This is a genomic window from Methylobacterium sp. E-066, from assembly GCF_022829635.1.
In the GTDB taxonomy this organism is placed as follows: Bacteria; Pseudomonadota; Alphaproteobacteria; order Rhizobiales; family Beijerinckiaceae; genus Methylobacterium.
Genome location: NZ_JAKSYO010000166.1, coordinates 1 through 24,035, shown reverse-complemented (window position 1 = coordinate 24,035; position 24,035 = coordinate 1). Strand labels below are relative to the sequence as shown.

Genomic DNA, 24,035 nt, shown 5'->3' with positions numbered 1-24,035 from the left:
AGGCGTTGCGGCGGGACTCGCAGGTGCTAGGCTCCCGCCCGGCCGATCCCGGGGCGATTCGTCCGGGATCCGGGGCCGACGAGGGCAAGCGCATGGTGTGGCGGAACCGGCTTGCGGGTGCTCTGGCGCTTCTGGCAGGTCTCGCCTGCGGGCCAGTCCTCGCCCAGACGGCGCCGAAGCCCCGGGCCGCCCAGGCGACCGCCTTCGAAAAAAGCTTCGTCCGGAACGACCTCGCCAGCGCCGCCGTGCGGCTCGAGGCGACGCTCAAGGCCGAGGCCGGGGGGCCGCTCAAGCCCGCCGGCCAGTCCCGCGCCGCCGGACAGGCCCTGCTCGCCGCCGGCAAGCCGGACGAGGCGCTGGGCGCGCTCACCGCGGCCGTGGCGGCCGACCCGTCCGATATCCGCTCCTGGCAGGCATTTTCCCGCGCCGCCGCGGCGGCGGTCGAGACCCTGGAGGAGAACGACTATCAGGGCCGGGCCCGCCTGCGGGATCGGGCCGTTGCGGCCGCCTACCGCGCCTATGAGCGCTCCAGCGCGCCCGCAGACGCGGCGGCATCCCTGGCGCAGCTCGCCGCCCTGGAGGTCGGACAATCATCCTGGCGGCCGGCCCTGGAGGCCTATGCCGCCAGCCTCGTCCTCGACGACGTTCCCGGAATCCACCGGACCTATGAGGCCCTGCGGGCCGAGCACGGCTTCCGCGTTCTCGGCTACAAGGTCGATGCGGACGCCGCCGCCCCGCGCCTGTGCGTCACCCTGTCGGAGCCGGTCCTGCCCAAGACCGATTACGCCCCCTACGTGGCGGTCTCGGGCAGCAGTGCCGCCGCCGTGACCGCGGAGGGCTCGCAGGTCTGCGTCGACGGCCTGAAACATGGCGGCCGCTATGCCGTGGTCCTGCGCCAGGGCCTGCCGTCGACGGTGGGCGAGAGCCTGCTCACATCTACCGATTACGAGATCTACGTCCGCGACCGCGCCCCGCAGGTCCGGTTCACCGGGCGCAACTACGTCCTGCCGCGCACCGGCCAGGCGGGCGTGCCCCTGGTCTCGGTCAATGCCGCGAAGCTCGACGTGGAAGTTCTGCGCATCGGCGACCGCGGCCTGCTGCCGACCCTGCGCTCGGAGGATTTTCTGGGCCAGCTCAGCGGTGCGACCGCCAGGACCCTGGCGGCCGAGAAGGGCGTGCGCGTCTGGAAGGGCACCCTCGACACCGCCAAGGCCGAGCTGAACCAGGAGGCGGTGACCGCCTTCCCGGTCCTGCAGGCGGTCGGCAAGCTGGAGCCCGGCCTCTACGTGATGCTGGCCCGCCCCTCCGGCACCGCCACACAGGACGAGGACAGCTACGAGACCCAGGCGACCCAGTGGTTCGTGGTCTCGGATCTCGGGCTCACCGCCACCAAGGGGCGGGACGGGGTCCACGTGGTCCTGCGCTCGCTCGCCTCCGCGCAGATTCTGCCGGGGGCCGAGATCCGGCTGATCGCCCGCAACAACGAGGTTCTGGGCACCGCCAGGACCGACGCGCAGGGCCATGCCGCCTTCGATCCGGGCCTCGCCCGCGGGGAGGGCGGCACCGCGCCGAGCCTGGTGGTCGCCCAGGCGGGGGACGATTACGGCTTCCTCGACCTCAATCTCGGCGCCTTCGACCTGACCGACCGGGGCGTGAAGGGCCGGCCCGAGAGCGGCGGGCTCGACGCCTACCTGTTCACCGAGCGCGGGGTCTACCGCTCGGGCGAGACGGTGCAGATCACCGCCCTGTTGCGCGATCCCCGCAACGCGGCAGTGCCGGACCTGCCGCTGACCCTGGTGGTGAAGCGCCCGGACGGGGTCGAGTATCGCCGGGTCTCGGTGCCGGATCAGGGGCTCGGCGGCCGGGCGCTGCCCCTGCCGCTGCTGTCGGGGGCCATGCACGGCACCTGGCGGGTCTCGGCTTATACCGATCCGAAGGCCCCGGCGCTGGGCACGACCAGCTTCCTGGTGGAGGATTACGTCCCCGAGCGCCTGGAGGTGACCCTCAAGGCCGCCCAGGCCGCGCTGCGCCGGGGCGAGGCCGCGCAGGTCGATGTCGCCGCGCGCTACCTCTACGGCGCCCCGGGCGCCGGGCTCGACGTGTCGGGCAGCGTCGTCGTGCAGGCGGCCTCGGGCAGCGGCATCACGGGCTTGGCGGGCTACACGGTCGGCCTCGACGACGAGGCCGTGGAGCCGAGCGTGCAGGAGCTTTCGACCCACGCCACCACGGACGGGCAAGGCCGCGCCACCGTCACCGTGCCCCTGCCGGAGGTGGCCGCGCCCCGGCCGCTGGAGGCGAAGATCACCCTCGCGGTGGGCGAGCCCGGCGGCCGGGCGCTGTCGCGCAGCCTGACCCTGCCGATCCTGCCGGCCGGGCCGGTGCTGGCCCTCCGCAAGACCTCTTCGGAGCTGAAGGCGGGCGACCGCGCGGGTTTCGAGGCGGCGTTCGCCGCCCCGGACGGCACGCTGCTGGCCCGGCCGGGGGTGACCTGGACCCTGTCGCGGGTGGAGCGGACCTACCAATGGTATCGCTCGGACGGCCGCTGGTCGTTCGAGGCGGTCAAGACCAGCCGGCGGGTCGCCAGCGGCAGCCTCGACCTGACGGCCGGGGCCCCGGGCCGGATCGAGGCGCCGGTGGGCGAGGTCGGCCGCTACCGGCTGGAGATCGCGACGGCGGGCGCCCCGCAGGCCACCGCGAGCCTCGGCTTCGAGGTCGGCTGGGGCGGCTCCGAGACCGCGGACGCGCCGGACCTGCTCGACCTGACCCTCGACAAACCCGCCTACGCGGCCGGCGACACGCTGCGGGCCACGCTCAGCCCGAAGTTCAAGGGGCAGGCCAGCCTCATGGTCGTCAGCGACCGGGTGCACGAGACCGTGGAGGTCAGCGTTCCGGCAGGCGGCACCACCGTGAGCCTGCCGGTCAAGGCCGCGTGGGGCGCGGGTGCCTACCTGGTCGCCACCGCCTACCGGCCCCTGGACCAGGCGGCCAAGCGGCTGCCGGGCCGGGCGCTGGGGCTCGCCTGGTTCTCGGTGGACCGGGAGCGGCGCAGCCTCGGCGTCACCCTCAAGGCGCCGGAGCGCACCCGCCCGCGGCAGGACCTGACCCTCCCGGTACAGCTCACCGGGCTGAAACCCGGCGAGGCGGCCCGGATCACCGTGGCGCTGGTCGATGTCGGCATCCTCAACCTGACCCGCTACGAGGCGCCGAACCCGACCCAGTACTTCCTCGGCCAGAGGGCCCTGGGGCCGGAATTCCGCGACCTCTACGGCTACCTGATCGACGGCATGCAGGGCTCGGCCGGGGCGATCCGCTCCGGCGGCGACGCGGGCGGCGGCGAGCTCGCCGACGCGCCGCCAACCCAGGCGCCGCTCGCCCTGTTCTCGGGCGTCGTGACCGTGGGGCCGGATGGCGCCGCCAGCGTCACCTTCCCGCTGCCGGCCTTCAACGGCACCGGCCGGGTGATGGTCACCGCCTGGAGCGGCGACCGGGTCGGCCAGGCGCAGGCGGACGTGATCATCCGCGACCCCGTGGTGCTCGCCGCGACCCTGCCGCGCTTCCTCGATACCGGCGACCGCTCGCGCCTGTTCGTGGCGCTCGACAACGTCGAGGGCCGGACTGGCGACTACACGGTCGACATCGCCCCCTCGGGCCCGATCCTGATCGGCGCCAGCGCGTTGCGGCAGACGATCCGGCTGGAGGCCGGGGGACGGGGTCAGGTCGCGGTCCCGCTCACCGCCGCGGGGCCGGGCACGGCGCGGCTCGACCTCGCCCTGTCGGGGCCGGGCCTCGACGGCACCCTGAGCCAGAGCTTCGCGCTCGGCGTGCTGCCGGGGACCGGGGCGCTGCTGCGCCGCTCGGTGCGAACGCTCGCCCCCGGGACCGGCCTGACGGTCAGCGCCGACCTCCTGGCCGACCTGCTGCCCGGCACCGGCAGCGTCTCGCTCTCGGCCTCGGCGCTGCCCGGCCTCGACGTGCCGGCCCTGCTCCAGGCGCTGGACCGCTATCCCTACGGCTGCTCCGAGCAGATCGTCAGCCGGGCGATGCCGCTGCTCTACGTCAACCGCCTGGCCGCCCTGGACAAGCTCGCCCTCGACGCCAACGTCGACGACCGCGTGCGGGAGTCGATCGAGCGGCTGCTCGCCCACCAGGATGCGAGCGGCGATTTCGGCCTCTGGTCGGCGCAGGGCTCGGGCGACCTCTGGCTCGATTCCTACGTGACCGACTTCCTCACCCGCGCCAAGGAGCGCGGCTTCGCCGTGCCCCGGGGGGCCTTCGCCCAGGCCCTCGACCGCCTGCGCAACAGTGTCGCCAATGCCACGGAGGTGCGGGATGGCGGCGCCGACCTCGCCTACGCGGCCTACGTCCTGGCCCGCAACGGCCGGCCGGTGATCGGCGATCTGCGCTACCTCGCCGACACCAAGCTCGACGCCTTCGCCACCGGGCTCGCCCGGGCGCAGCTCGCGGCTTCCCTGGCGCTGCTCGGCGACCGGGGCCGGGCCGCCACGGTGATGGACTCGGCGCTCGCTGCGCTGAAGTCCCGGCGGGATGCGGGCCTCTACCGGGCCGATTACGGCTCCCGCCTGCGCGACGGCGCCGGGCTGATCGCCCTGGCGGCGGAGAGCGGGCTCACCCAGGCCGCGCTGGCCCCGGTGGCCGCCATCATCGGCGAGGAGCGGCAGGATACGCGAGCGACCAGCACGCAGGAGAACGCCTGGCTGGTGCTCGCTGCCGAAAGTCTGTCCAAGGAGGCGGAAGCGCTGTCCTTCAGCCTCGACGGCGTGGCGCAGACCGGTGCGCTCGCCCGGATCTACCGGGGGGCGGCGCTGGAGGGGCGCAATGTCGAACTCACCAATACCGGCCGGGCGCCGGTTCAGGTGGTGCTGGGGGTGAACGGCAATCCGCTGATCCCTGAGCCCGCCGCCGCGCAGGGCTACACGATCGCGCGCACGGTCCACCGGCTGGACGGCAGCCTGGTCGATCCGGCCCAGGGCCTGCGCCAGAACGACCGGCTCGTGGTGGTGCTCAAGGTGACCGAGGACAAGGCCCAGGCCGCCCGGCTCCTGCTGGTCGATCCGCTGCCGGCCGGGCTGGAGATCGACAACCCGAAGCTGCTCGATGCCGACGCCCTCCAGGGCCTCGCCTTCGCCAAGTCCGACGTGCAGCCGGTCCACACCGAGTTCCGCGACGACCGGTTCGTGGCCGCCTACGACCGCGACCCGAGCCAGCCGGCGTTCTTCACCGTGGCCTACACGGTCCGGGCGGTCTCGCCGGGCACCTACGTGCATCCGGGCGCCTCGGTGGAGGACATGTACCGCCCGGCCCGGTTCGGCCGCATGGCGACCGGGAGCGTGGAGATTGGCGCGGCGCGGTAGCGCGCAGACCTGCGTTCGCGCGTCACGGGCAAGCGCGTGAATGCTACGGCGATTCGCCGAAACGCAACCGCCCGGCCGCGCCCTCACCAGGCCGCTGCGTTGCAGCGGCGGCATGGTGCGATGCGGAACCTCGACTGGCGCGACCCATTCCTCCAGGTCCCGTTCGGAACCCGTGGAGGTGATGCCCGATGCCGGACCTTGATGCCCTGACCGGCCGTGCCGCCTCCGTGCTGGCCTATCTGCCGTGGTGGGCCGAAAGCCTGATCGTGATCGTCGTCTGCTGCGCCGTGGTGATGCCGCTGCACGGCGTCGCCTACCGCTCGATGAAGCGGGCGGTGGCGAGCAAGAGCCTGTTCTGGCGCTCCCTGGTCTCCCGCACCCACGGCCCGAGCCGGTTGGGCTTGATCGTCGTGGCGATCAGCCTCGCCTCGACCACGGTGCACCTGTCCTGGGAGGTCCGGATCGCCCTCAACCAGATCCTGCTCGTTGCCTTCGTCACGCTCACCGGCTGGTGCTGCGCCACCGCGCTCCATATCGCCACGGTGATCTACCTGCGCCGGTTCAAGCTCGACGCCGAGGACAACCTCCTGGCGCGCAAGCATTTCACGCAGATGCGCATCCTCGAGCGCGCCGCCGTGACCCTGGTCGGCCTCATCACGGTCTCGGTGGCGCTGATGACCTTCGAGCCGGTACGCCAGTACGGGGTGAGCCTGCTGGCCTCCGCGGGCGCCGCCGGCCTGATCCTGGGCCTGGCGATGCAGCCGGTCCTGTCGAACCTCGTAGCCGGCATCCAGATCGCCATCACCCAGCCGATCCGGATCGAGGATGCGATCATCGTCGAGAACGAGTGGGGCTGGGTCGAGGAGATCACCTCCACTTACGTGGTGGTGCGCCTGTGGGATTGGCGCCGGCTGGTGCTGCCGCTGACCTACTTCATCCAGAAGCCGTTCCAGAACTGGACCCGCGACGGCGCCTCGCTGATCGGCAGCGTGTTCCTCTACGTCGACCACCGCGCCCCGGTGGCGCGGATGCGCGAGAAGCTCTCCGAGATCGCCGCCGCCACGCCCCTGTGGGACGGCAAGGTGGTCAACCTGCAGGTCTCGGACGCCAAGGAATCGACCATCGAGGTGCGGATGCTGGTGAGCGCCCGCAACGCCCCCCAGGCCTGGGACCTGCGCTGCGTGATCCGCGAGGCGATGATCACCTGGCTCCAGGCCGAGCACCCGGAGGCCCTGCCGCGGCATCGCACCGAGTGGGTCGGCGCCGAAGAGCCGCCCCTGCGCCGCGCGGATGGGCAGCGGATCGCGGCGTGAGGGTTTAACCCGGGCGCCCATCCCAGCCACGCCCTCATCCTGAGGTGTGAGCGAAGCGAACCTCGAAGGAGACCTCCAGGGATCGCGCGGCCAGCTGGAGGGCTCCTTCGAGGCTGCTGCGCAGTACCTCAGGATGAGGGGCGGGGGTGAGATGGAGGGACCCGATCAGGCCCCGGACCGGAACGACGCGCTACGGCTCAGTCGTCGAGCCCAGCATAAAACCCCTCGGCGCCGATGCCCTCTTCCTGCATCAGCCGGGCTCGGGCGCGCAGCTTCTCGGTCTCGCTCTTGAGCTGACCGCAGGCGGCCAGGATGTCCCGGCCCCGGGGCGTGCGCACCGGCGAGGCGTAGCCGGCGTTGAACACGATCTCGGAGAAGCGCTCGATCCGGTCCCAGTCCGAGCATTCGTAGCGACTGCCCGGCCAGGGATTGAACGGGATCAGGTTGATCTTGGCCGGGATGCCCTTGAGCAGGCGGACCAGCTCGCGCGCATCCGCGTCGGAATCGTTGACGCCCTTCAGCATCACGTACTCGAAGGTGATGCGGCGGGCGTTGCTCACGCCCGGATAGGTGCGGCAGGCTTCGAGCAGCTGCGCGATCGGGTATTTGCGGTTGAGCGGCACCAGCTCGTTGCGCAGCTCGTCGCGCACCGCATGGAGCGAGATCGCCAGCATGGCGTTGGCTGCTTCACCGAGCCGGGGGATCTGCGGCACCACCCCGGAGGTCGAGACCGTGATCCGCCGCCGGGAGAGGCCGAGCCCCTCCTGGTCCGACATCACGCCCACCGCGTCGATCACGGCGTCGAGATTGTACAGGGGCTCGCCCATGCCCATGAAGACGACGTTGGTGACCAGCCGCCCGACCTCGCCGGCCCCGGAGGCGTCGCGGCTGGGCATCTGGCCGGCCCAGTCGCCGAGCTCGTCCCGGGCGACCACGAGCTGCTGCACGATCTCGGCCGAGGAGAGGTTGCGCACGAGGCGCTGCGTGCCGGTGTGGCAGAACGAGCAGGTGAGGGTGCAGCCGACCTGGCTCGACACGCAGAGCGTGCCGCGGTCCGGGCCGGGAATGTAGACGCACTCGATCTCGGCGCCGCGATTGTGCTCCTGCGGGTTGGTCGGCGCCATGCGCAGCAGCCACTTGCGGGTGCCGTCGCGGGAGACCTGGCGGCTGGCGACCTCGGGTCGCTCCAGGGTGAAATGCTGCGCCAGCTCGGCCTTCAGGGCCTTGCCGACATTGGTCATCGCGGCGAAGTCGGTCGCCCCGCGGAAATTGACCCAGTGCCAGATCTGGCCCGCCCGCATGCGGCTCTCGCGCTCGGGCACGCCCATGCCGACGAGCTGCGCCTTGAGCGCGTCGCGGGTGAGCCCGACCAGCGACGGCGGCCGCCCGGGGAGCAGTGCGGGCTGGAAATCGGGCGCCTTTTCGATCGCGGGTTCGGCCGCGCGGGCGCTGTCGAGCGACGGCGTCGCCATGATGATCGGTCTATCCTCAGAGCGCTCTCCGCCGAAGTGGAAGCCGGTTCGGCGAAAGAGAGCGCGTCACGACAAAGGCCCAGACGCCGCCGGTCACACGGGGATCGACGGCGTCTGGGCATGGAACGGTTCTGATATAGGCGATCGCGCCGGCGAACGCGAATGCGCCCCGCCCACGGGTGACCCAACGGGGCGCGATGGCCGTGGCTGCATAAGCCCGACCCGGCACGAAAAAGGGCGCCCGCAGGCGCCCTGATCCATCCGGCAGAGTCCCAAAAAAATCAGGCGGCGGCGGACTTCACCGGGATGCCCTTCTCGGCCAAAAAGGTCTGCAGCTCGCCCGACTGGAACATCTCGCGGGTGATGTCGCAGCCGCCGACGAACTCGCCCTTCACGTAGATCTGCGGGATGGTCGGCCAGTTCGAGAAGGCCTTGATGCCCTCGCGGATGGCTTGGTCGGCCAGCACGTTCACGCCCTTGAACGGCACTTCGAGGTAATTGAGGATCTGCACCACCTGGCCCGAGAAGCCGCATTGCGGCATCTGCGGCGTGCCCTTCATGAACACCACCACGTCCTGGGAGGCGATCTCGTTCTGGATGGTTGCGTTGGCGTCGGTCATTAGGTCAGTCCTCGTGCGATAGCGTGATTTAGGGGTGACCAGGGTCGGAATTCAACACCGTGGCGAGACGCTCCAGCGCTTCGTCCATGTCGAAGCCGGGCGCCGTTATCTCCTCGGGCGTGAACGGCATGCGGTCCGGCAACCCGCCGAGCAGCGCGTCGCCGAACATCCTGAGCGAGGAATCAGCAATCTTTCTGGCTGACGACCAAAGCGCGTCCCAGTCGATGCGCTGCCGCATCGACCGCCGATAATTCCGACGCGCGGATGCCTGAAAGACAAGGACCTCCTTGCGCCAGGATTTCGTCGACTGGGCACCAGGCGCCGACGCATATTTGAGGACGTGGATCAACAGCTGGAGGATAGCACTCTCGACCCGCTCAATATCGGCCCGCCCCACGCTCTCGATCTCCTCGATCACGTTCGCCCAGTCGACCGCGTTCGACAGGTCGCCGCGCAGGGCAAGGACGCGCAAGGCCGTCACCTGCTCCTCAGCCCAGGTCACGATGTCGTCGTCGTAGAGGCTCGGTCGGTCCATCGGGCGGACTCTCGCGAAGAAGCGCTAATCCTGAGGGACGCCTGTGGTCAGCGCAAGGGCGTGCAACACGCCACCCATCCGGCCCTGGAGGGCGCCATAGACCATCTGGTGCTGGGCGACCCGGGTCTTGCCCTTGAAGGCGGCGGACAGGACGGTGGCCGCGTAATGGTCGCCGTCGCCGGCGAGATCTCGGATCTCGACCTGCGCGTCGGGCAGCGCTTCGCGGATCATGCGCTCGATCTCGCCCGCATCCATCGGCATCGGAAAACTCCTGGGCGTAAGGGGGTTCAGGCGGCCGGCGCGGCCGGCTGGCTCGCCATGTAGGTGGGCAGCCAGCCCTCGTGGGCCGCACGCAGCTCGGACAGCGATATGGTCTCGCCGCCCGGCAGGGTCAAACGGTCGGAGCCGGTGACCCCGACCACGGCGGCGTCGATGCCCTGGGCCGAGGCGCTGTAGAGCAGGTCGGTGGCCGCCTCGGCGTCGCATGCCAGCAGGTAGCGGCCCTGGTCCTCGCCGAACAGGTAGGCGTGGGCCGGCAGATCCACCGGCACCTCCGGCAGGGCGGCGCCGATGCCGCCGGCCATCGCCATCTCGGCGAGCGCCACCGCGAGGCCGCCGTCGGACAGGTCGTGGACGGTGTCGACGACCCCCGCGGTGATCAGCCCGCGCACGAAATCGCCGTTGCGGCGCTCGAGCGAGAGATCCACCGGCGGCGGCGCGCCCTCTTCCCGGCCCTCGATCACCGCCAGATAGGCCGACTGGCCGAGCCAGCCCTCGCCGGAGCCGACCAGCACCAGCACGTCGCCCTCGCGCTTGAGGGCGATGGTGGCGTGACGCTCCACGTCGTCGAGCACGCCGACGCCGCCGATGGTCGGGGTCGGCAGGATGCCGACGCCGTTGGTCTCGTTGTAGAGCGAGACGTTGCCCGACACGACCGGGAAGTCGAGCGCCCGGCAGGCCTCGCCGATGCCCTGGAGGCAGCCGACGAGCTGGCCCATCACCTCGGGCTTCTCCGGGTTGCCGAAGTTGAGGTTGTCGGTGATGGCGAGCGGGCGGGCGCCCACCGCGGTGATGTTGCGCCACGCCTCGGCCACCGCCTGCCGGCCGCCCTCGACCGGGTCGGCCTCGCAATAGCGCGGGGTGACGTCGCAGGTCAGCGCGAGGCCCTTCGGGCCGTCCTCGACGCGCACGATGGCGGCGTCGCCGCCGGGCTTCTGCACGGTGTTGCCGAGGATGAAGTGATCATACTGCTCGTAGACCCAGCGCTTCGAGGCGAGGTCGGGCGAGCCGACGAGGCGCTTGAGGGCGTCGGTGAGGGAGGCCGGTGCCGGCACCGCGGCGGCGGCGAGCACCGGCTGGTGGGTGTTGGCCAGGTGCGGCCGGTCGTAGAGCGGCGCCTCGTCGCCGAGCTCCTTGATCGGCAGGTCGGCCACAGTCTCGCCGTGCCACTTGACCACGAAGCGCAGCGTGTCGGTGGTCCGGCCGATCACCGCGAAGTCGAGGCCCCACTTGACGAAGATGCTTTCCGCCTCCGCCTCCATGCCGGGCTTGAGCACCATGAGCATGCGCTCCTGGCTCTCGGAGAGCATCATCTCGTAGGGGGTCATGCCGGCCTCCCGGGCCGGCACCTTCTCAATGTCGAGCTCGACGCCGAGGTCGCCCTTGGCGCCCATCTCGACGGCCGAGCAGGTCAGCCCCGCCGCGCCCATGTCCTGGATGGCGATCACCGCGCCCGAGGCCATCAGCTCGAGGCAGGCCTCCAGCAGCAGCTTCTCGGCGAAGGGGTCGCCGACCTGCACGGTCGGGCGCTTCGATTCGGAAGCCTCGTCGAACTCCGCCGACGCCATGGTGGCGCCGTGGATGCCGTCGCGGCCGGTCTTGGAGCCGAGATAGACGATCGGGTTCCCCACCCCGGTGGCGGCCGCGTAGAAGATCGCGTCGGTGCGGGCGAGCCCCACCGCCATGGCGTTGACCAGGATGTTGCCGTCGTAGCGCCGGTGGAAGCCGGTCAGGCCGCCGACGGTCGGCACGCCGAAGGAATTGCCGTAGCCGCCGACGCCGGCCACCACGCCCGAGACCAGGCCGCGGGTCCGCGGGTGCTCGGGGGAGCCGAAGCGCAGGGCGTTGAGCGCCGCGATCGGCCGCGCGCCCATGGTGAACACGTCGCGCAGGATGCCGCCGACGCCGGTCGCCGCGCCCTGGTAGGGCTCGATGTAGCTCGGGTGGTTGTGGCTCTCCATCTTGAAGACGCAGGCCAGCCCGTCGCCGATATCGATGACGCCGGCATTCTCGCCCGGGCCCTGGATCACGTGAGGGCCCGAGGTCGGCAGCCCGCGCAGATGCTTGCGCGAGGACTTGTACGAGCAGTGCTCGTTCCACATCGCCGAGACGATGCCGAGCTCGGTGAGCGTCGGGTCGCGCCCGATCAGGCCGCGGAAGCGCTCGTACTCCTCCGGCGTGAGGCCGTGCTGGGCCACGAGCTCGGGGGTGATCGGAACGTCGTTGCGGAACATGCGAAGGTCTCGGCAGAGAGCGGTCCGTCCCGGAGGACGCGTACCGCGGCGAACCCGAACCGGGCTGAGATCTCAGGCTGCCCCGGCTCTAAAGCGGAAGCGCCCGCGCTGGCAACATCCGCCGGCGCGGGGCAGGGGGCCGGGGGGCAGCTCGGACGGATCCGTACAGCCGAGCGGATGGCGAGGCCGCGGCGCTAGAGGCCGGGCTCGCCGTCCTCTCGGCAGCAGGCGACGAGCGCGTGCACCGGCTCCGGCCCGGTGACCACGTCGAGATAGTCGAAGCCGCTGTCGCGCTGGCTCGCCATGAGCAGCTGGAAGTGCATCTGGAACAGGTTCCACTGGCGCCGGCCGACATCGGCGCTGGTGATCAGTTCGTGGATCGCCACCCAGCGCACGGACGGACGGGCGGGATCGGGGGGCGTGAGGCCGCAGGCGGCGATCGGGTTGTTCTTGTGGATCGAGAGCCAGTCCCAGGTTGCGCGCACGTCGAGCCAGCCGATCTGCGTAGCCCGCCCGAAGCGCAGGAGGCTGGCGCGGAATTTTTCGGCGGCCGGGTCGAGGCCGAGCCAGGGGATGACGCTGCCGATGCTCACGAACGAGATCGGCGTTCCGCGGCGGCCGAAGCCGGGATCGCGGGCGAGCACCCGGTCGAGCACCTCGATGCCGAGGAAGCTCGACGAGGAATGGCCGACCACCACCACCTCGTCGGCCTCGCCCTCGGCGGCATGGATGCGCGCCGCGAAGGCGTCGAGCCGCGGCTCCATCTCGGGCGCCTCGCCGGCCGCATAGGCATGTGTGAAAGCGGTGTCGTCCACGAGGTGGGGCACGTAGAGCGGCTTGCCGCGGGTCGCCCGGATCAGCCCGGCCAAGATCGCGTAGGCGAGGGGCGGCACCGCCAGCAGGCTCCAGGGTTGGAACGCGCCCGGCGCCAGGGCGGCGAGGCCCCCGGCGGCGGCGAGGCTGAGGAGGGCGAGGACGATGTAGATGTAGTGGACACAGAAGATCACCGTGGAGAAGCGCCAGCCCTCCCGGTTCAGGTTCGCCCTATAGCCCGTCCGCCACAGCCGCCAGAGCAGGGCCGGGACGCCCCGAAGCCGCGTCCAGTCGGATTGCGGGAAGCGGGCGCGGACGATGTCCTCCCAGCGCAGCAGGACGTAGCGGGTCGAGACCCCGCGCGACTCCGCCGTCCAGGCGAGTTCGAGCCCGTCCGCCGAGCGGACCGGATCGCCGACCACGATCGCGGCGCCCCGGCGCGCGGCGGTGAACCGGGCCTCGCGGCGGAACAGGCCCCAGTAGGTCTCCGGATCGCGCGGATCGAAGCCCGGCATGTAGAACACAATGCGGGAGGTCAGCGTCCGCGGCGCGTCACCGTCCGGCTTTGCGGATGTGTGCTGGGCCGGTGCGTCGGCGACGGGGATGCGTGTCGAAATGACGAGTCCGATCGATTCGAGGTGGCGGCTTGCCTACAGGAAGCGGCCGGGCGCGCCGAGGGTGAAACTGCTTGAGGCTTGAGGCTTGGGGCTCGCGCCGGACCGGCCGCCGAGGCGGCAGGCTCACGCCGCCGGCGGCTCGGCCAGAAACTCGCTGATCGCCGCCACGAACTTCTCGCCATAGGCCTCGCGCTTGCGCTCGCCGACCCCGTGGACCGCGCGCAGGGCCCAGAGGTCGACGGGCTTCTGGCGGGCCATCTCGATCAGGGTCCGGTCCGGGAACACCATGAAGGCGGCGATGCCCTCGGCCCGGGCCAGGGTGGCGCGCAGGCCGCGCAGGTGCTGGAACAGCGCCTCGTCGGTCTCGGACAGTGCGATCTCGCCCTCCTCCCGCGGAGCGGTGCGGCGGCGCTCGCGAGATTCGGTCTTCGGCTCCGGATCGGGGCGGAGCTTGACCGGCTCGCGGCCGAACAGGATTGCCTCGCCCTTCTCGGTCATGGACAGGCCGCCATAGCCGTCGGCATTCTCGGCGATCGCCCCGGCGGCGAAGAGCTGGCGCAGGATCGCCCGCCAGGCGGCCACCGGCTTGTCGGCGCCGACCCCGAAGGTCTTGAGGCTGGTGTGGCCGTTGCGGCGGACCTGCTCGCTCTCCTTGCCGTGGACCACGTCGCAGATATAGGCCGCGCCGAAGCGCTGGCCGGTGCGCACGATCGCCGAGAGGATCTTCTGCGCCGCCACGGTCCCGTCCACCAGGGTGACGCCGCCGCGGCAGAGGTCGCAGCGGCCGCAGGGCTCGCTCGCCTCGCCGAAATAGGCGAGCAGCGACTGGCGCCGGCAGGTGGCACCCTCGCACAAGGAGATCATCGCCTCGAGCTTGCGCCGCTCGACCCGGCGGCGCTCGTCGGAGATCTCCTTCTCGTCGATCTGGCGGCGGCGCAAAGCCATGTCGTCGAGGCCGTAGAGGGTCAGCGTGTCGGCCGGCAGCCCGTCGCGGCCGGCGCGGCCGATCTCCTGGTAGTAGCCCTCGACGTTGTTGGGCATGTCGGCGTGGCAGACGAAGCGCACGTCGGGCTTGTTGATGCCCATGCCGAAGGCGATCGTCGCAGTCATCACCACCCCGTCCTCCTGGAGGAACCGGTCCTGGTTGCGCATCCGCGTGCCCTGGTCGAGGCCGGCATGGTAGGGCAGGGCGTCGAACCCGTCCTTCTTGAGGGTCTCGGCCAGTTGCTCGACGCGCTTGCGCGAGGAGCAGTAGATGATCCCGCTCTCCGCCCTTCGGTGCTTCAGGAACCGCTCGATCTGCCGGGCCGGGTTGTCCTTGGGCTGGAAGGTCAGACGGATGTTCGGCCGGTCGAACGAGTGGACGAAGATCTTTGGCCCGCGCCCCTGCGGGAACAGCCGCTCGGCGATCTCGGCCCGGGTGGCGGCATCGGCGGTGGCGGTCAGCGCCAGGGTCTGGACGTTGCCGAGCGCCTGCCGGGCCCGGGCGATCTCCCGGTATTCCGGGCGGAAATCGTGCCCCCATTGCGAGACGCAATGGGCCTCGTCGACCGCCAGCCGCCGGACCCCGACCCCGCGCAGGGCCTCGATGCAGCCCTCCATCAGCAGGCGCTCGGGGGAGACGAACAGCAGCCGCAACTCCCCGGACCGCAGGCTGCGCCAGGTCTCGCGCGACTCCGCCTCCGCCACGGAGGAGTTGAGGGTGGCGGCCTCGACGCCGACGCTGCGCATCTGCTGGACCTGGTCGTGCATCAGCGCGATCAGGGGCGAGACCACCACGGTCAGCCCCGAATCGATGAGCGCCGGCAGCTGGTAGGTCATCGACTTGCCCGAGCCCGTGGGCATCACGGCGAACACGTCTTCGCCGTCCAGAACCGCGCCGATCACCTCGTCCTGCCCGGGACGGAAATCCTCGTACCCGAAGGTCTTCTTCAGCGCGGCGCGGGCCTCGTCGAGGCGGGTCATCGGGATCCTTGTTTCGGGGTGGCGGCGCGCGGCTTGCGGCGCCCGTGTCGAGACACTAGCCTTTCGGATCTCTACACGGGGACGGTCATGCCGCTCAACATCCGCAGCGAAGAGGTGAACCAACTCGCGGAGAAACTGGCCTCGCGGGCCGGGGTGAGCAAGACCGAGGCGGTGCGGATCGCGCTCACGAACGAGCTGGAGCGGCAGAATCGCGAGAGCGATGCGTTCATGGAGCGGATCAAGCAGATCCAGGACGAGCTCGCTGCCTATCCAAGCACCGGTCTCAAGGCGGACAAGGCGTTCTACGACAGCCTGAACGACGAGTGATGTTCGTCGATGCCTCGGCCATCGTGGCGATCCTGGTCAAGGAGCCGGGGCACCGTGCCCTGCTGGATCGCCTGCGCGACTCAGCCGTGCGCCTGAAGAGCGGTGTGGCGATCTATGAGGCGGTTCTCGCCGTCGCCCGCATTCAGAAGATCGAGCCGAAAGTTGCCGAGGCCGTCGTGAACAGCTTCCTGGAAGCGACGGGCCTGGCCCTGGTCCCGATCACCGGCGTCGAGGCGCAGCTCGCCACCGCGGCCCACGCCCGGTTCGGCAAAGGCCGCCACCCGGCCCGGCTGAACCTCGGCGACTGCTTCGCCTATGCCTGCGCGCAGGTCCACGGCGTACCGCTGCTATTCGTCGGCGACGATTTCCCGCAGACCGATATCCGGTCCGCCCTGGCCTGAGCCCTCGGCCAGCGTCCTGCATCCCGGATCCAAGACGCTGCCCGAAGGCCTTGCTGGCACATCATTTTTCCCGAAAGCCGGCGGCCGCCGCTCGGGATGAGCCTTCAGCCGGCGTGGAACTCCGCCACATGCTGCGCCACAATCGCGTCGAAGGAGGCGTCCGCCCGGAAGCCGAGCGCGAGGGCCGCTTCCGGCTCGAACGCCTCCGGCCAGGAGCCGACGATCCGGGCGATGGCGGCGTCCGGCTCGCGCCGGATCAGCGTCACGGCCTTATCGCCCGCTACGCGCCGCAAAGACTCGATCTCCTCGGCCACGGTGGCCGAGACGCCCGGCATGGTCAGGCTGATCCGCGGGCCGATGGCCGCGAGGTCGAGCCCGGCCGCGTGGACCAGAAAACCCACAGCGGCGGCGGGGCTGGCGAACCAGTGGCGCACCGTCTCGGGGACCGGCAGCACCGCCTCCTGGCCGGCCAGCGGCTCGCGGATGATCCCGGAGAAGAAACCCGAAGCCGCCTTGTTGGGCTTGCCCGGACGCACGCAGATGGTCGGCAGGCGCAGGCCGATCCCGTCGAGGAAGCCGCGGCGCGCGTAGTCGGCGAGCATCAGCTCGCCCATCGCCTTCTGGACGCCGTACGAGGAGGCCGGGCGCAGGATGAAGTCGTCCGGGATCACCTTCGGGAAGGGCGGCCCGAACACCGCCAGCGACGAGGTGAAGACCAGCTTCGGCCGGTAGCCGTCGGCAGCGTTGGCCCGGCGGATCGCGTCGAGCAGCAGCCGCGTGCCGTCGAGGTTGACCCGGTAGCCCAGCTCCAGGTTGGCCTCGGCCTCGCCCGAGACCACCGCGGCGAGGTGGAAGATCACCCCCGGGCGATCGGCGATGGCGGAATCGGCGGCGCCGGGGGCGGTGAGATCCGCGGCCTCGGCCTTCACCGGGCCGGAGAAACCCGTCGGGGCGGTCGGCGGCACCACATCGAGCAGGGTGAGGGCGGTGAGCGGCGCGCCGCCGACCGTGCCGTCCGCGACCAGGGCATCGACGAGGCGGCGGCCGATCATGCCGGCGGCGCCGAGAATCAGGGCGTGCATGGGTAACCTCTTATCTGCTGGCGGCGGTCAGGCCATCATGTCCAGGGCGCGCCCGAAAAAATCCGGGCCGCCGAAATTGCCGGATTTCAGGGCGAGCAGCATCGGCTCGGGCCGCCCGGCGGTCCGCAGGATCGGCACGCCGGCGGCGATCTCGGGGCCGAGCAGGAACGCCCGGAGCCCCAGCCGGTCGACCACGGCGCCCGAGGTCTCGCCCCCGGCCACCACGAGCCGGCGCACGCCGCGGGCGACGAGCCCCTCGGCGATGGCCGCCAGCGCAGCCTCGATGGCGTGGCCGACCGCATCGACCCCGTGCTGGGCCTGGAGGGCGCGCACCGCCTCGGGGGTCGCCGAGGAGGCGATCAGCACCGGGCCGGCGGCCAGGTTCTTCTCGGCGAAGGCCAGCGCCTCACCCACCGCGTCGGCGCCGGCGAGCAGGGCTGCGGTATCGAGGCGCAGCACCGGCATCTGCGCCTCCGCGGCGGCGATCTGCTGGAGGGTCGCCTGCGAGCAGCTGCCCGCGAGGCAGGCCGCGGCCCCGCCGACCGGCTCGCCCATGGCCGCGCCGGCCGCATCCCGGGTGCCGCGCCCGTCGGCGACGAGGGCGCGGGCGAGGCCGAGGCCGAGCCCCGAGGCGCCCACCGAGAATTTCCTCGCGATGATCGCCCGGCCGAGGGTTTCGAGGTCGCTGTCGAAGATCGCGTCCGCGATCGCCGCCTGCTTGCCCTCGGACGTCAGGGCGTCGAGCCGGGCCGCCACCGCCTCGGCGCCGCGGGCGACCGTGGCGGTGTCCACGAGGCCGACCGCGGCGGTGCTCTGGCGCGCGAGCACGCGCACCAGGTTGGCGTCGCGCATCGGGTTGAGCGGGTGGTCCTTGAGCGGGCTCTCGTTCAGCGGCACCGAGCCGACGAACAGGTTGCCCTGGTAGACGCTGCGTCCCGTCTCCGGGAAGGCGGGGGTGACGAGCGCGATGCGCTCGCCGGCCGCCTCCCGCAGGGCGTCCATCACCGGGCCGATATTGCCGGCGTCGGTGGAATCGAAGGTCGAGCAGACCTTGAACATCACGTGGGCCGCACCCCGGGCCCGCAGCCAGGCTTCAGCCTCGCGGGACCGTGCCACGGCTTCGTCGGCGGGAATGGAGCGGCTCTTGAGCGCCACCACCACCGCGTCGGCCTCCGGCAGGGCACGGTCATCCTCCGGCACGCCAATGGTCTGGATCGTGCGCAGGCCCGCCTTGGTCAGGGTGTTGGCGAGGTCCGAGGCGCCCGTGTAATCGTCGGCGACGCATCCGAGTGCGAGGCTCATCGGGCTCTCCCTCTGTAGGCGGTGAGCCAGCCGAGGCCGGCCACGGTGTCGGCGGCCGGGATATACTCGCAGCCGACGAAGCCGGCGTAGCCGAGCCGGTCCAGCTCGTCGAACAGGAACGCGTCGTTCATCTCGCCGGTGCCGGGCTCGTGCCGCTCCGGCACGCTCGCGGTCTGGACATGGCCGACGATCGGCATCAGCGCGCGCAGCCGCATGGTCACGTCGCCGTGCAGGATCTGGCAATGGTAGAGGTCGAACTGCAGCTTCAGATTCGGCAGCGCCAGCTCATGGATGAGATCCGCCGCCCGGCCGAAGTCGTTCAAGAAGTAGCCCGGCATGTTGCGAGCATTGATCGGCTCGAGCACGAGGTCGAGCCCGGCCGCACCCAGGCGCTCCGCCGTCCAGGTCACCGCCCGGCGATAGGCCTCCGCGGCTTTGGCGTCATCGTGCGGGGCGAGGCCCGCCATCAGGTGAAGCCGGGCGACGCCGGTTGCCTCGGCGTAACGCAGCGCCGTATCGACGCCCGCCTTCAGCTCATCCAAACGTTCAGGCAACGCCGCCAAGCCGCGCTCGCCCTTGGCGAAATCCCCCGGGGGCAGGTTGAACAGCGCCTGGGTCAGGCCGTTCGCCCGCAGCCGCTCGGCGATAGCCTCGGGCGGGTGCTCATAGGGAAACAGGAACTCGACGGCGTCGAACCCGGCCCGGGCCGCCGCGTCGAATCGGTCGAGGAACGGCACCTCGTTGAACATCAGGCTGAGATTGGCGGCAAAGCGCGGCATTGTTTTGGGACTTTCTCGACTCGTCTCTCGGCACCCGTTCAATCTGCTCGGCAGAGCGTCATCCCACCCACGCCCTCATCCTGAGGTGCGGCGAAGCCGCCTCGAAGGAGCCCTCCAGGGATCGCGCGGCCGGCTGGAGCCCTCCTTCGAGGCCCAGCGCTCTTCGATCGCCGGGCACCTCAGGATGAGGGGATGGGTGGGATCGGCGTTGATCCTGTCAACGGCGCCCCTCATGCCTGCCCCGGCAGCTTGGCGCCCGAGACCTGCGCGTAGAGCCGCGCCACGGAGGCATCGTCGTCCCGGCCCATGCCGGCGCCCGACGCCATCAAGAACATCTGGAGCGCCGCCGCGGCCACCGGGACCGGGTATTTCTCGGCCCGGGCCATGTCCTGCACGATGCCGAGATCCTTGACGAAGATATCGACCGCGCTCTTGGGCGCGTAGTCGGCGTCGAGGATGTGCGGCACCCGGTTCTCAAACATCCAGGAATTGCCCGCCGACTTGGTGATCACCTCGTAGACGCGGGCCAGGTCGAGGCCCTGCTTGGCGGCAAAGCTCATCGCCTCGCAGGCGGCGGCGATGTGCACGCCGGCGAGCAGCTGGTTGATCATCTTGAAGGCCGCGCCCTGGCCGGCCGCGTCGCCGAGCTCGTAGAGCGTGCCCGCCATGGCATCGAGGGCGGGACGGGCCTTGGCGAAGGCGGCGGGCGAACCCGAGGCCAGGAAAGTCAGGCCGCCATCGGCCGCGCGGGCGGCGCCGCCGCTCATCGGGGCGTCGAGGTAATGGCGGCCGGTGGCCTCCAGCCGCGCCGCCAGCGTGCGGGCGACGGCCGGATCCATGGTCGCCGAGGAGACGAAGACGGCGCCCTCGGGCATCGCCGCGGCGGCGCCATGCTCGCCGAACAGCACCGCCTCGGTCTGGGCGGCGTTGACGACCACGCTCACCACCACGTCGGCGCCGTCGGCGGCCTCCGCGGGGTTGGCCGCGGCGGTCCCGCCCGCCTCCCGGAAGCGCGCGACGGCCTCCGGGTTCACGTCGCAGGCGGCGACGGAAAAACCGGCCCGCAGCAGCGAGCCCGCCATGCCGGAGCCCATGGAGCCGAGGCCGATCACCGCGGCGCGGCCTGTCTGCGTGGTGGTGGCCATCGGGTTGGGTCCTGCTTTTAAGGTAACAGATTCGGCAGCAAGTGTTTGAAGCACCGCGTTTTTCCCTCCCCCTTGCGGGGAGGGGGCAGGGGTGGGGGTGGCTCAGAAGGGACCGCTGAGCCTCATCCGGAACCACCCCCACCTCCGGCTCCTCCCCGCAAGGAGGAGGAGAGGGCGTCGAGGGACCAACCTCAGCGGTTGACCATCTTGGCCGGGGTCACGAACACGCAGGCCGAGCCGACCACCAGCATCACCGCGAGCGCGTACATGCCGGCGGCAGTGCTGCCGGTGGCGTCGCGTAGCGCCCCGATCACGTAGGGGCTGACGAAGCCCGCGAGGTTCCCCACCGAGTTGATCAGCGCGATGCCGGCCGCCGCGCCGGCGCCGCTCAGGAAGGCGGTGGGCAGGGACCAGAACAGGGGCGAGCAGGTCAGCACGCCGGCCGCCGCCACCGAGAGCGCCGCCACGGCGATCGTGGTCGAGCCCGCGCTCGCCGAGACCACGAAGCCGACGGCGCCGATGAGCGCCGGGATGATCAGGTGCCAGCGGCGCTCACGCATCCGGTCGGCGCTCAAGCCCAGCAGGACCATCACGACGGCCGCGCACAGGAACGGGATCGCGCTGATCAGGCCGATATTGAGGTTGCCCTGCACGCCGGACGCCTTGACGATCGTCGGCAGCCAGAAGGTCAGGCCGTACTGGCCGGTGACGAAGGCGAAGTAGATCAGGCTCATGAACCACACGCGGCCGTTGCGGAACACGGTCGCGATCGAGTGCGGGCTCGATTCCTTGCCATGGTTGTCGGCGGCGATGTCGCGCTCGAGGACCTGCTTCTCGGCGTCGGTCAGCCACTTGGCCTCGGCGGGGCGGTTGTCGAGATAGAGGAACACCGCGACGCCGATCAGCACCGCCGGAACCGCCTCGACCAGGAACATCCACTGCCAGCCGGACAGGCCCTGGGCGCCGTTGAACGCGTCCATGATCCAGCCGGAGAGCGGGTTGCCGAAGATCCCCGAGATCGGGATCGCGGCCATGAACACCGCGATGACCTTGGCCCGGCGATGGGCCGGAAACCACTGCGTCGTGTACAGGATCACGCCCGGGTAGAAGCCCGCCTCGGCCAGGCCGAGCAGGAAGCGCATCCCGTAGAAGGTCCATTCCGAGTTCACGAACACGAAGGCGCCGGAGATCACCCCCCAGGTGATCATGATCCGGGCGATCCAGACCCGGGCGCCGACCCGGTGCAGGATCACGTTCGACGGCACCTCGAACAGGAAGTAGCCCAGAAAGAAAATGCCGGCGCCGAGGCCGTAGACCGTCTCGGAGAACTTCAGCTCCTGGGACATCTGCAGCTTGGCGAAGCCGACATTCACCCGGTCGAGATACGCCACCACGTAGCAGAGCATCAGGAACGGCACGAGGCGCCAGAACACCTTGGCGTAGGTCCGGTCGACGAAGGACTTTTCCTCCGCGAGGGGAGCGCCCCGCAGCGGGGCGGCTTGAACCGACATCGGCGTTCTCCCTGGTCCGCACCACGTCGAAGCGCGGACGGATACTGATCTTCACCACTCGTTCCGGCGGCGCTGGCGGGGGCTGTAGCGGCTTTTGGCAGCGCTGCCAATCCGGTTGTGCGGAATAATGCAGGACGCTATGTCGGGGTGTAAGGCGCCGCCGAACGCGAGCCCTGCATCCGATCCAACCCCCTGATCCTGAGGTGCCGTAGCGCAGCGGAGGCCTCGAAGGAGGCCTCCAGGGACCACGCCGACATCTGGAGTGCTCCTTCGAGGCCCGCTGACGCGGGCACCTCAGGATGAGGGTGTGGGTGGGAGGTGAGGCACAGTCACAAAAAAGGCCGGGAGATGGACGGATTCCAGCCGCCGGGGCGGCTCGTGACACTCACCGACGTCGCCCGCGAGGCGGGGGTCGGCGAGAGCACGGTCTCGCGGGTCCTGCGCAACCACGGCTCCTCTTCGAAGCGCGCCCGGGAGCGGGTGGCGGAGGCCGTGGCCCGGCTCGGCTACGTGCCGAACCGCCTTGCCGGCAGCCTCGCGGGACCGGGGGCGAGCGCGCAGCTCGCCGGGGTGATCGTGCCGTCTCTCGCCAACGTGGTCTTCCCCGACCTGCTGCGCGGGCTGACCGGTGCCCTGGACGCCGCGGGCATCCGCTGCGTGATCGGGGTGAGCGACTACGACCCGGACCGGGAGGAGGCCCTGGCCGCCGCGCTCCTGTCGTGGCGCCCGGCCGCGCTGCTGCTCACCGGGCTGGAGCACAATCCCGGGACGGTGGCCCTGGCGAAGGCCGGGGGCGTGCGCGTGGTCGAGATGATCGACACGGACGGGGCGGGGATCGACGCCGTGGTCGGCTTCTCCAACCGGGCGGTGGGGGCGGCGAGCGCCCGGCACCTCGTGGCCCGCGGATATCGGCGCATCGCCTATCTCGGCCACGACTTGCAGGTGGACCTGCGCGCCGGCAAGCGCCTCGCCGGGTTCGAGGCCGCCCTGGGCGAGGCCGGCTTGTCGCTCCACGGCAGAGAAATCAGACCCGGGCCATCTTCGCCCGGTTCCGGGCGGGCCGGGCTGGAGACGCTGCTGGCGCGCCATCCGGACCTCGACGCGGTCTACTTCTCCAACGACGACATGGCGCTCGGTGGCTACTTCGCCTGCCTGGCGGCGGGCTTGAGCGTGCCGGGGCGGATCGCCCTGTTCGGCTTCAACGGGCTCGACTTCGCGGCGGCGATGCCCCAGCCCCTGTCGACGGTGCGCACACCGCGCCTGGAGATCGGCCGGCAGGCGGCCGCCAGCCTGATCGGCGAAGGTCCCAAGCGCATTGATCTCGGCTTCGAGCTGATCGAGGGAGCGACCGCATGAGTGAGACGGCGTTGCGCGAACAAATCTGTCGCTATGGCCGCTCGCTGTTCGAGCGCGGCCTGACGCCGGGCTCGTCCGGCAACATCTCGCTGCGCCTGCCCGACGGCGGCTGGCTGGTGACGCCGACCAACGCGTCGCTGGGCTTCCTCGACCCGGCCCGGATCTCGCGGCTGGACGCGGACGGCCGGCTGGTCTCGGGCGACAAGCCGACGAAAGAGATCCCGCTGCACACGGCGCTCTACGAGAGTCGGGGGAGCGCCAAGGCGATCGTGCATTTGCACTCGACCCACGCGGTGGCGGTGTCGATGCTGCCAGAGATCGACCCGCGCCAAGTGCTGCCGCCGCTGACGCCCTATTACCTGATGCGCACCGGCGGCACCGCGCTGGTGCCCTATTACCGCCCGGGCGACCCCGCGGTGGCGGACGCGATCCGAGGGCTCGCGGGGAAGTACAGCTCGGTGCTGCTCGCCAATCACGGCCCGGTGGTGGCCGGCGACAGCCTGGAGGCCGCGGTCTTCGCCACCGAGGAGCTGGAGGAGACCGCCAAGCTTTACTTGCTCCTTCGCAACCTCAACCCGCGGCAGCTCAGCCCCGGGCAGGTGGCGGATCTCGTCAGCCATTTCGGGCTGACCCTGCCGGAGGTGGACGACCATGCCGGGCATGATCACGGGTGAGGCAGCTTCCGGCCGAAGGCTTCCGCCGCACCGTCATCACGCGCGCAGCGAAGTGACCCAGGGCAGCGCGCCATCGCCGAGCGTGGCGCCACGCTGGGTTGCTTCGCTGCGCTCGCAATTGTGCAGGTTCACAAATTCGCTGATCGGGGCGGGGTGGTCAGTTGGGGGTGAGGGTTGCGAGGAAGGCCTTGGGCGAGATCCCGCCGAGGGCTTGGTGGGGTCTGATCTCGTTGTAATA

Annotated in this window: 18 protein-coding genes; 6 read left to right on the top strand and 12 right to left on the bottom strand. The window is 71.0% G+C overall.

The genetic code is table 11. The features are described from left to right. Positions 1–92 precede the first annotated feature (92 nt). Both MKL20_RS22985 and MKL20_RS22980 read left to right on the top strand, forming a co-directional pair. A complete protein-coding gene (locus MKL20_RS22985) occupies positions 93–5,372 on the top strand; it encodes an alpha-2-macroglobulin family protein (protein WP_244038622.1) in 5,280 nt (1,759 codons plus the stop codon). Between the two features lie 188 nt (positions 5,373–5,560). Beyond that, complete coding sequence (locus MKL20_RS22980; protein ID WP_244038615.1) at positions 5,561–6,685, top strand: mechanosensitive ion channel family protein; 1,125 nt, start codon at positions 5,561–5,563, stop codon at positions 6,683–6,685. Between the two features lie 197 nt (positions 6,686–6,882). On the opposite strand, the gene rlmN is transcribed toward MKL20_RS22980, so the two are convergent. From rlmN to recQ, 7 genes are all read right to left on the bottom strand, one after another. Continuing rightward, positions 6,883–8,157 carry a 23S rRNA (adenine(2503)-C(2))-methyltransferase RlmN gene (gene rlmN, locus MKL20_RS22975; RefSeq protein WP_244038614.1) on the bottom strand — a complete coding sequence of 425 codons (1,275 nt, stop codon included), beginning with the start codon at positions 8,155–8,157 and terminating at the stop codon, positions 6,883–6,885. 281 nt (positions 8,158–8,438) lie between these two features. Further along, positions 8,439–8,777 carry a Grx4 family monothiol glutaredoxin gene (grxD, locus tag MKL20_RS22970; RefSeq protein WP_244038613.1) on the bottom strand — a complete coding sequence of 113 codons (339 nt, stop codon included), beginning with the start codon at positions 8,775–8,777 and terminating at the stop codon, positions 8,439–8,441. A 28-nt stretch (positions 8,778–8,805) separates the two neighbouring features. Continuing rightward, a complete protein-coding gene (locus MKL20_RS22965) occupies positions 8,806–9,312 on the bottom strand; it encodes a DUF29 domain-containing protein (protein ID WP_243972283.1) in 507 nt (168 codons plus the stop codon). A 24-nt stretch (positions 9,313–9,336) separates the two neighbouring features. Next, the gene (locus tag MKL20_RS22960; RefSeq protein ID WP_007568343.1) at positions 9,337–9,573 is read right to left on the bottom strand and encodes a BolA family protein; all 237 of its coding nucleotides are present in this window, start codon (positions 9,571–9,573) and stop codon (positions 9,337–9,339) included. Between the two features lie 26 nt (positions 9,574–9,599). Further along, the gene (gene purL, locus MKL20_RS22955; RefSeq protein ID WP_244038612.1) at positions 9,600–11,825 is read right to left on the bottom strand and encodes a phosphoribosylformylglycinamidine synthase subunit PurL; all 2,226 of its coding nucleotides are present in this window, start codon (positions 11,823–11,825) and stop codon (positions 9,600–9,602) included. Between the two features lie 194 nt (positions 11,826–12,019). Next, positions 12,020–13,153, bottom strand: a complete 1,134-nt coding sequence (locus MKL20_RS22950) for a hydrolase (RefSeq protein ID WP_244038621.1) — start codon at positions 13,151–13,153, stop codon at positions 12,020–12,022. A 225-nt stretch (positions 13,154–13,378) separates the two neighbouring features. Then, positions 13,379–15,220 carry a DNA helicase RecQ gene (gene recQ / locus MKL20_RS22945; protein ID WP_244038611.1) on the bottom strand — a complete coding sequence of 614 codons (1,842 nt, stop codon included), beginning with the start codon at positions 15,218–15,220 and terminating at the stop codon, positions 13,379–13,381. A gap of 87 nt (positions 15,221–15,307) precedes the next feature. Between recQ and MKL20_RS22940 the strand changes: the two genes are divergently transcribed. Together MKL20_RS22940 and MKL20_RS22935 are read left to right on the top strand one after the other, a co-directional pair. Continuing rightward, positions 15,308–15,547 carry a type II toxin-antitoxin system VapB family antitoxin gene (locus MKL20_RS22940; RefSeq protein WP_244038610.1) on the top strand — a complete coding sequence of 80 codons (240 nt, stop codon included), beginning with the start codon at positions 15,308–15,310 and terminating at the stop codon, positions 15,545–15,547. Next, positions 15,547–15,948 carry a type II toxin-antitoxin system VapC family toxin gene (locus MKL20_RS22935; RefSeq protein WP_244038609.1) on the top strand — a complete coding sequence of 134 codons (402 nt, stop codon included), beginning with the start codon at positions 15,547–15,549 and terminating at the stop codon, positions 15,946–15,948. The genes MKL20_RS22940 and MKL20_RS22935 overlap by 1 nt, the downstream gene beginning before the upstream one ends. Positions 15,949–16,052: 104 nt before the next feature. On the opposite strand, the gene denD is transcribed toward MKL20_RS22935, so the two are convergent. The 5 genes from denD to MKL20_RS22910 all read right to left on the bottom strand — a co-directional run bounded on the left by denD (position 16,053) and on the right by MKL20_RS22910 (position 21,767). Continuing rightward, on the bottom strand, positions 16,053–17,030 hold the full coding sequence (denD, locus tag MKL20_RS22930) for a D-erythronate dehydrogenase (RefSeq protein ID WP_244038608.1): 978 nt from the start codon (positions 17,028–17,030) through the stop codon (positions 16,053–16,055). 27 nt (positions 17,031–17,057) lie between these two features. Then, a complete protein-coding gene (gene otnK / locus MKL20_RS22925; RefSeq protein ID WP_244038607.1) occupies positions 17,058–18,332 on the bottom strand; it encodes a 3-oxo-tetronate kinase in 1,275 nt (424 codons plus the stop codon). Further along, a complete protein-coding gene (gene otnI, locus MKL20_RS22920) occupies positions 18,329–19,111 on the bottom strand; it encodes a 2-oxo-tetronate isomerase (RefSeq protein ID WP_244038606.1) in 783 nt (260 codons plus the stop codon). Before otnI ends, otnK begins: the two co-directional genes overlap by 4 nt. Positions 19,112–19,341: 230 nt before the next feature. Continuing rightward, positions 19,342–20,256, bottom strand: a complete 915-nt coding sequence (ltnD, locus tag MKL20_RS22915; protein ID WP_244038605.1) for an L-threonate dehydrogenase — start codon at positions 20,254–20,256, stop codon at positions 19,342–19,344. A gap of 191 nt (positions 20,257–20,447) precedes the next feature. Beyond that, on the bottom strand, positions 20,448–21,767 hold the full coding sequence (locus tag MKL20_RS22910; RefSeq protein ID WP_244038604.1) for an MFS transporter: 1,320 nt from the start codon (positions 21,765–21,767) through the stop codon (positions 20,448–20,450). Between the two features lie 348 nt (positions 21,768–22,115). Between MKL20_RS22910 and MKL20_RS22905 the strand changes: the two genes are divergently transcribed. Together MKL20_RS22905 and MKL20_RS22900 are read left to right on the top strand one after the other, a co-directional pair. Beyond that, positions 22,116–23,123 (top strand): LacI family DNA-binding transcriptional regulator, encoded by a 1,008-nt coding sequence (locus tag MKL20_RS22905; protein WP_244038603.1) that lies wholly within the window; start codon positions 22,116–22,118, stop codon positions 23,121–23,123. Then, positions 23,120–23,797 (top strand): aldolase, encoded by a 678-nt coding sequence (locus MKL20_RS22900; RefSeq protein ID WP_244038602.1) that lies wholly within the window; start codon positions 23,120–23,122, stop codon positions 23,795–23,797. Before MKL20_RS22905 ends, MKL20_RS22900 begins: the two co-directional genes overlap by 4 nt. Positions 23,798–24,035 lie beyond the last annotated feature (238 nt).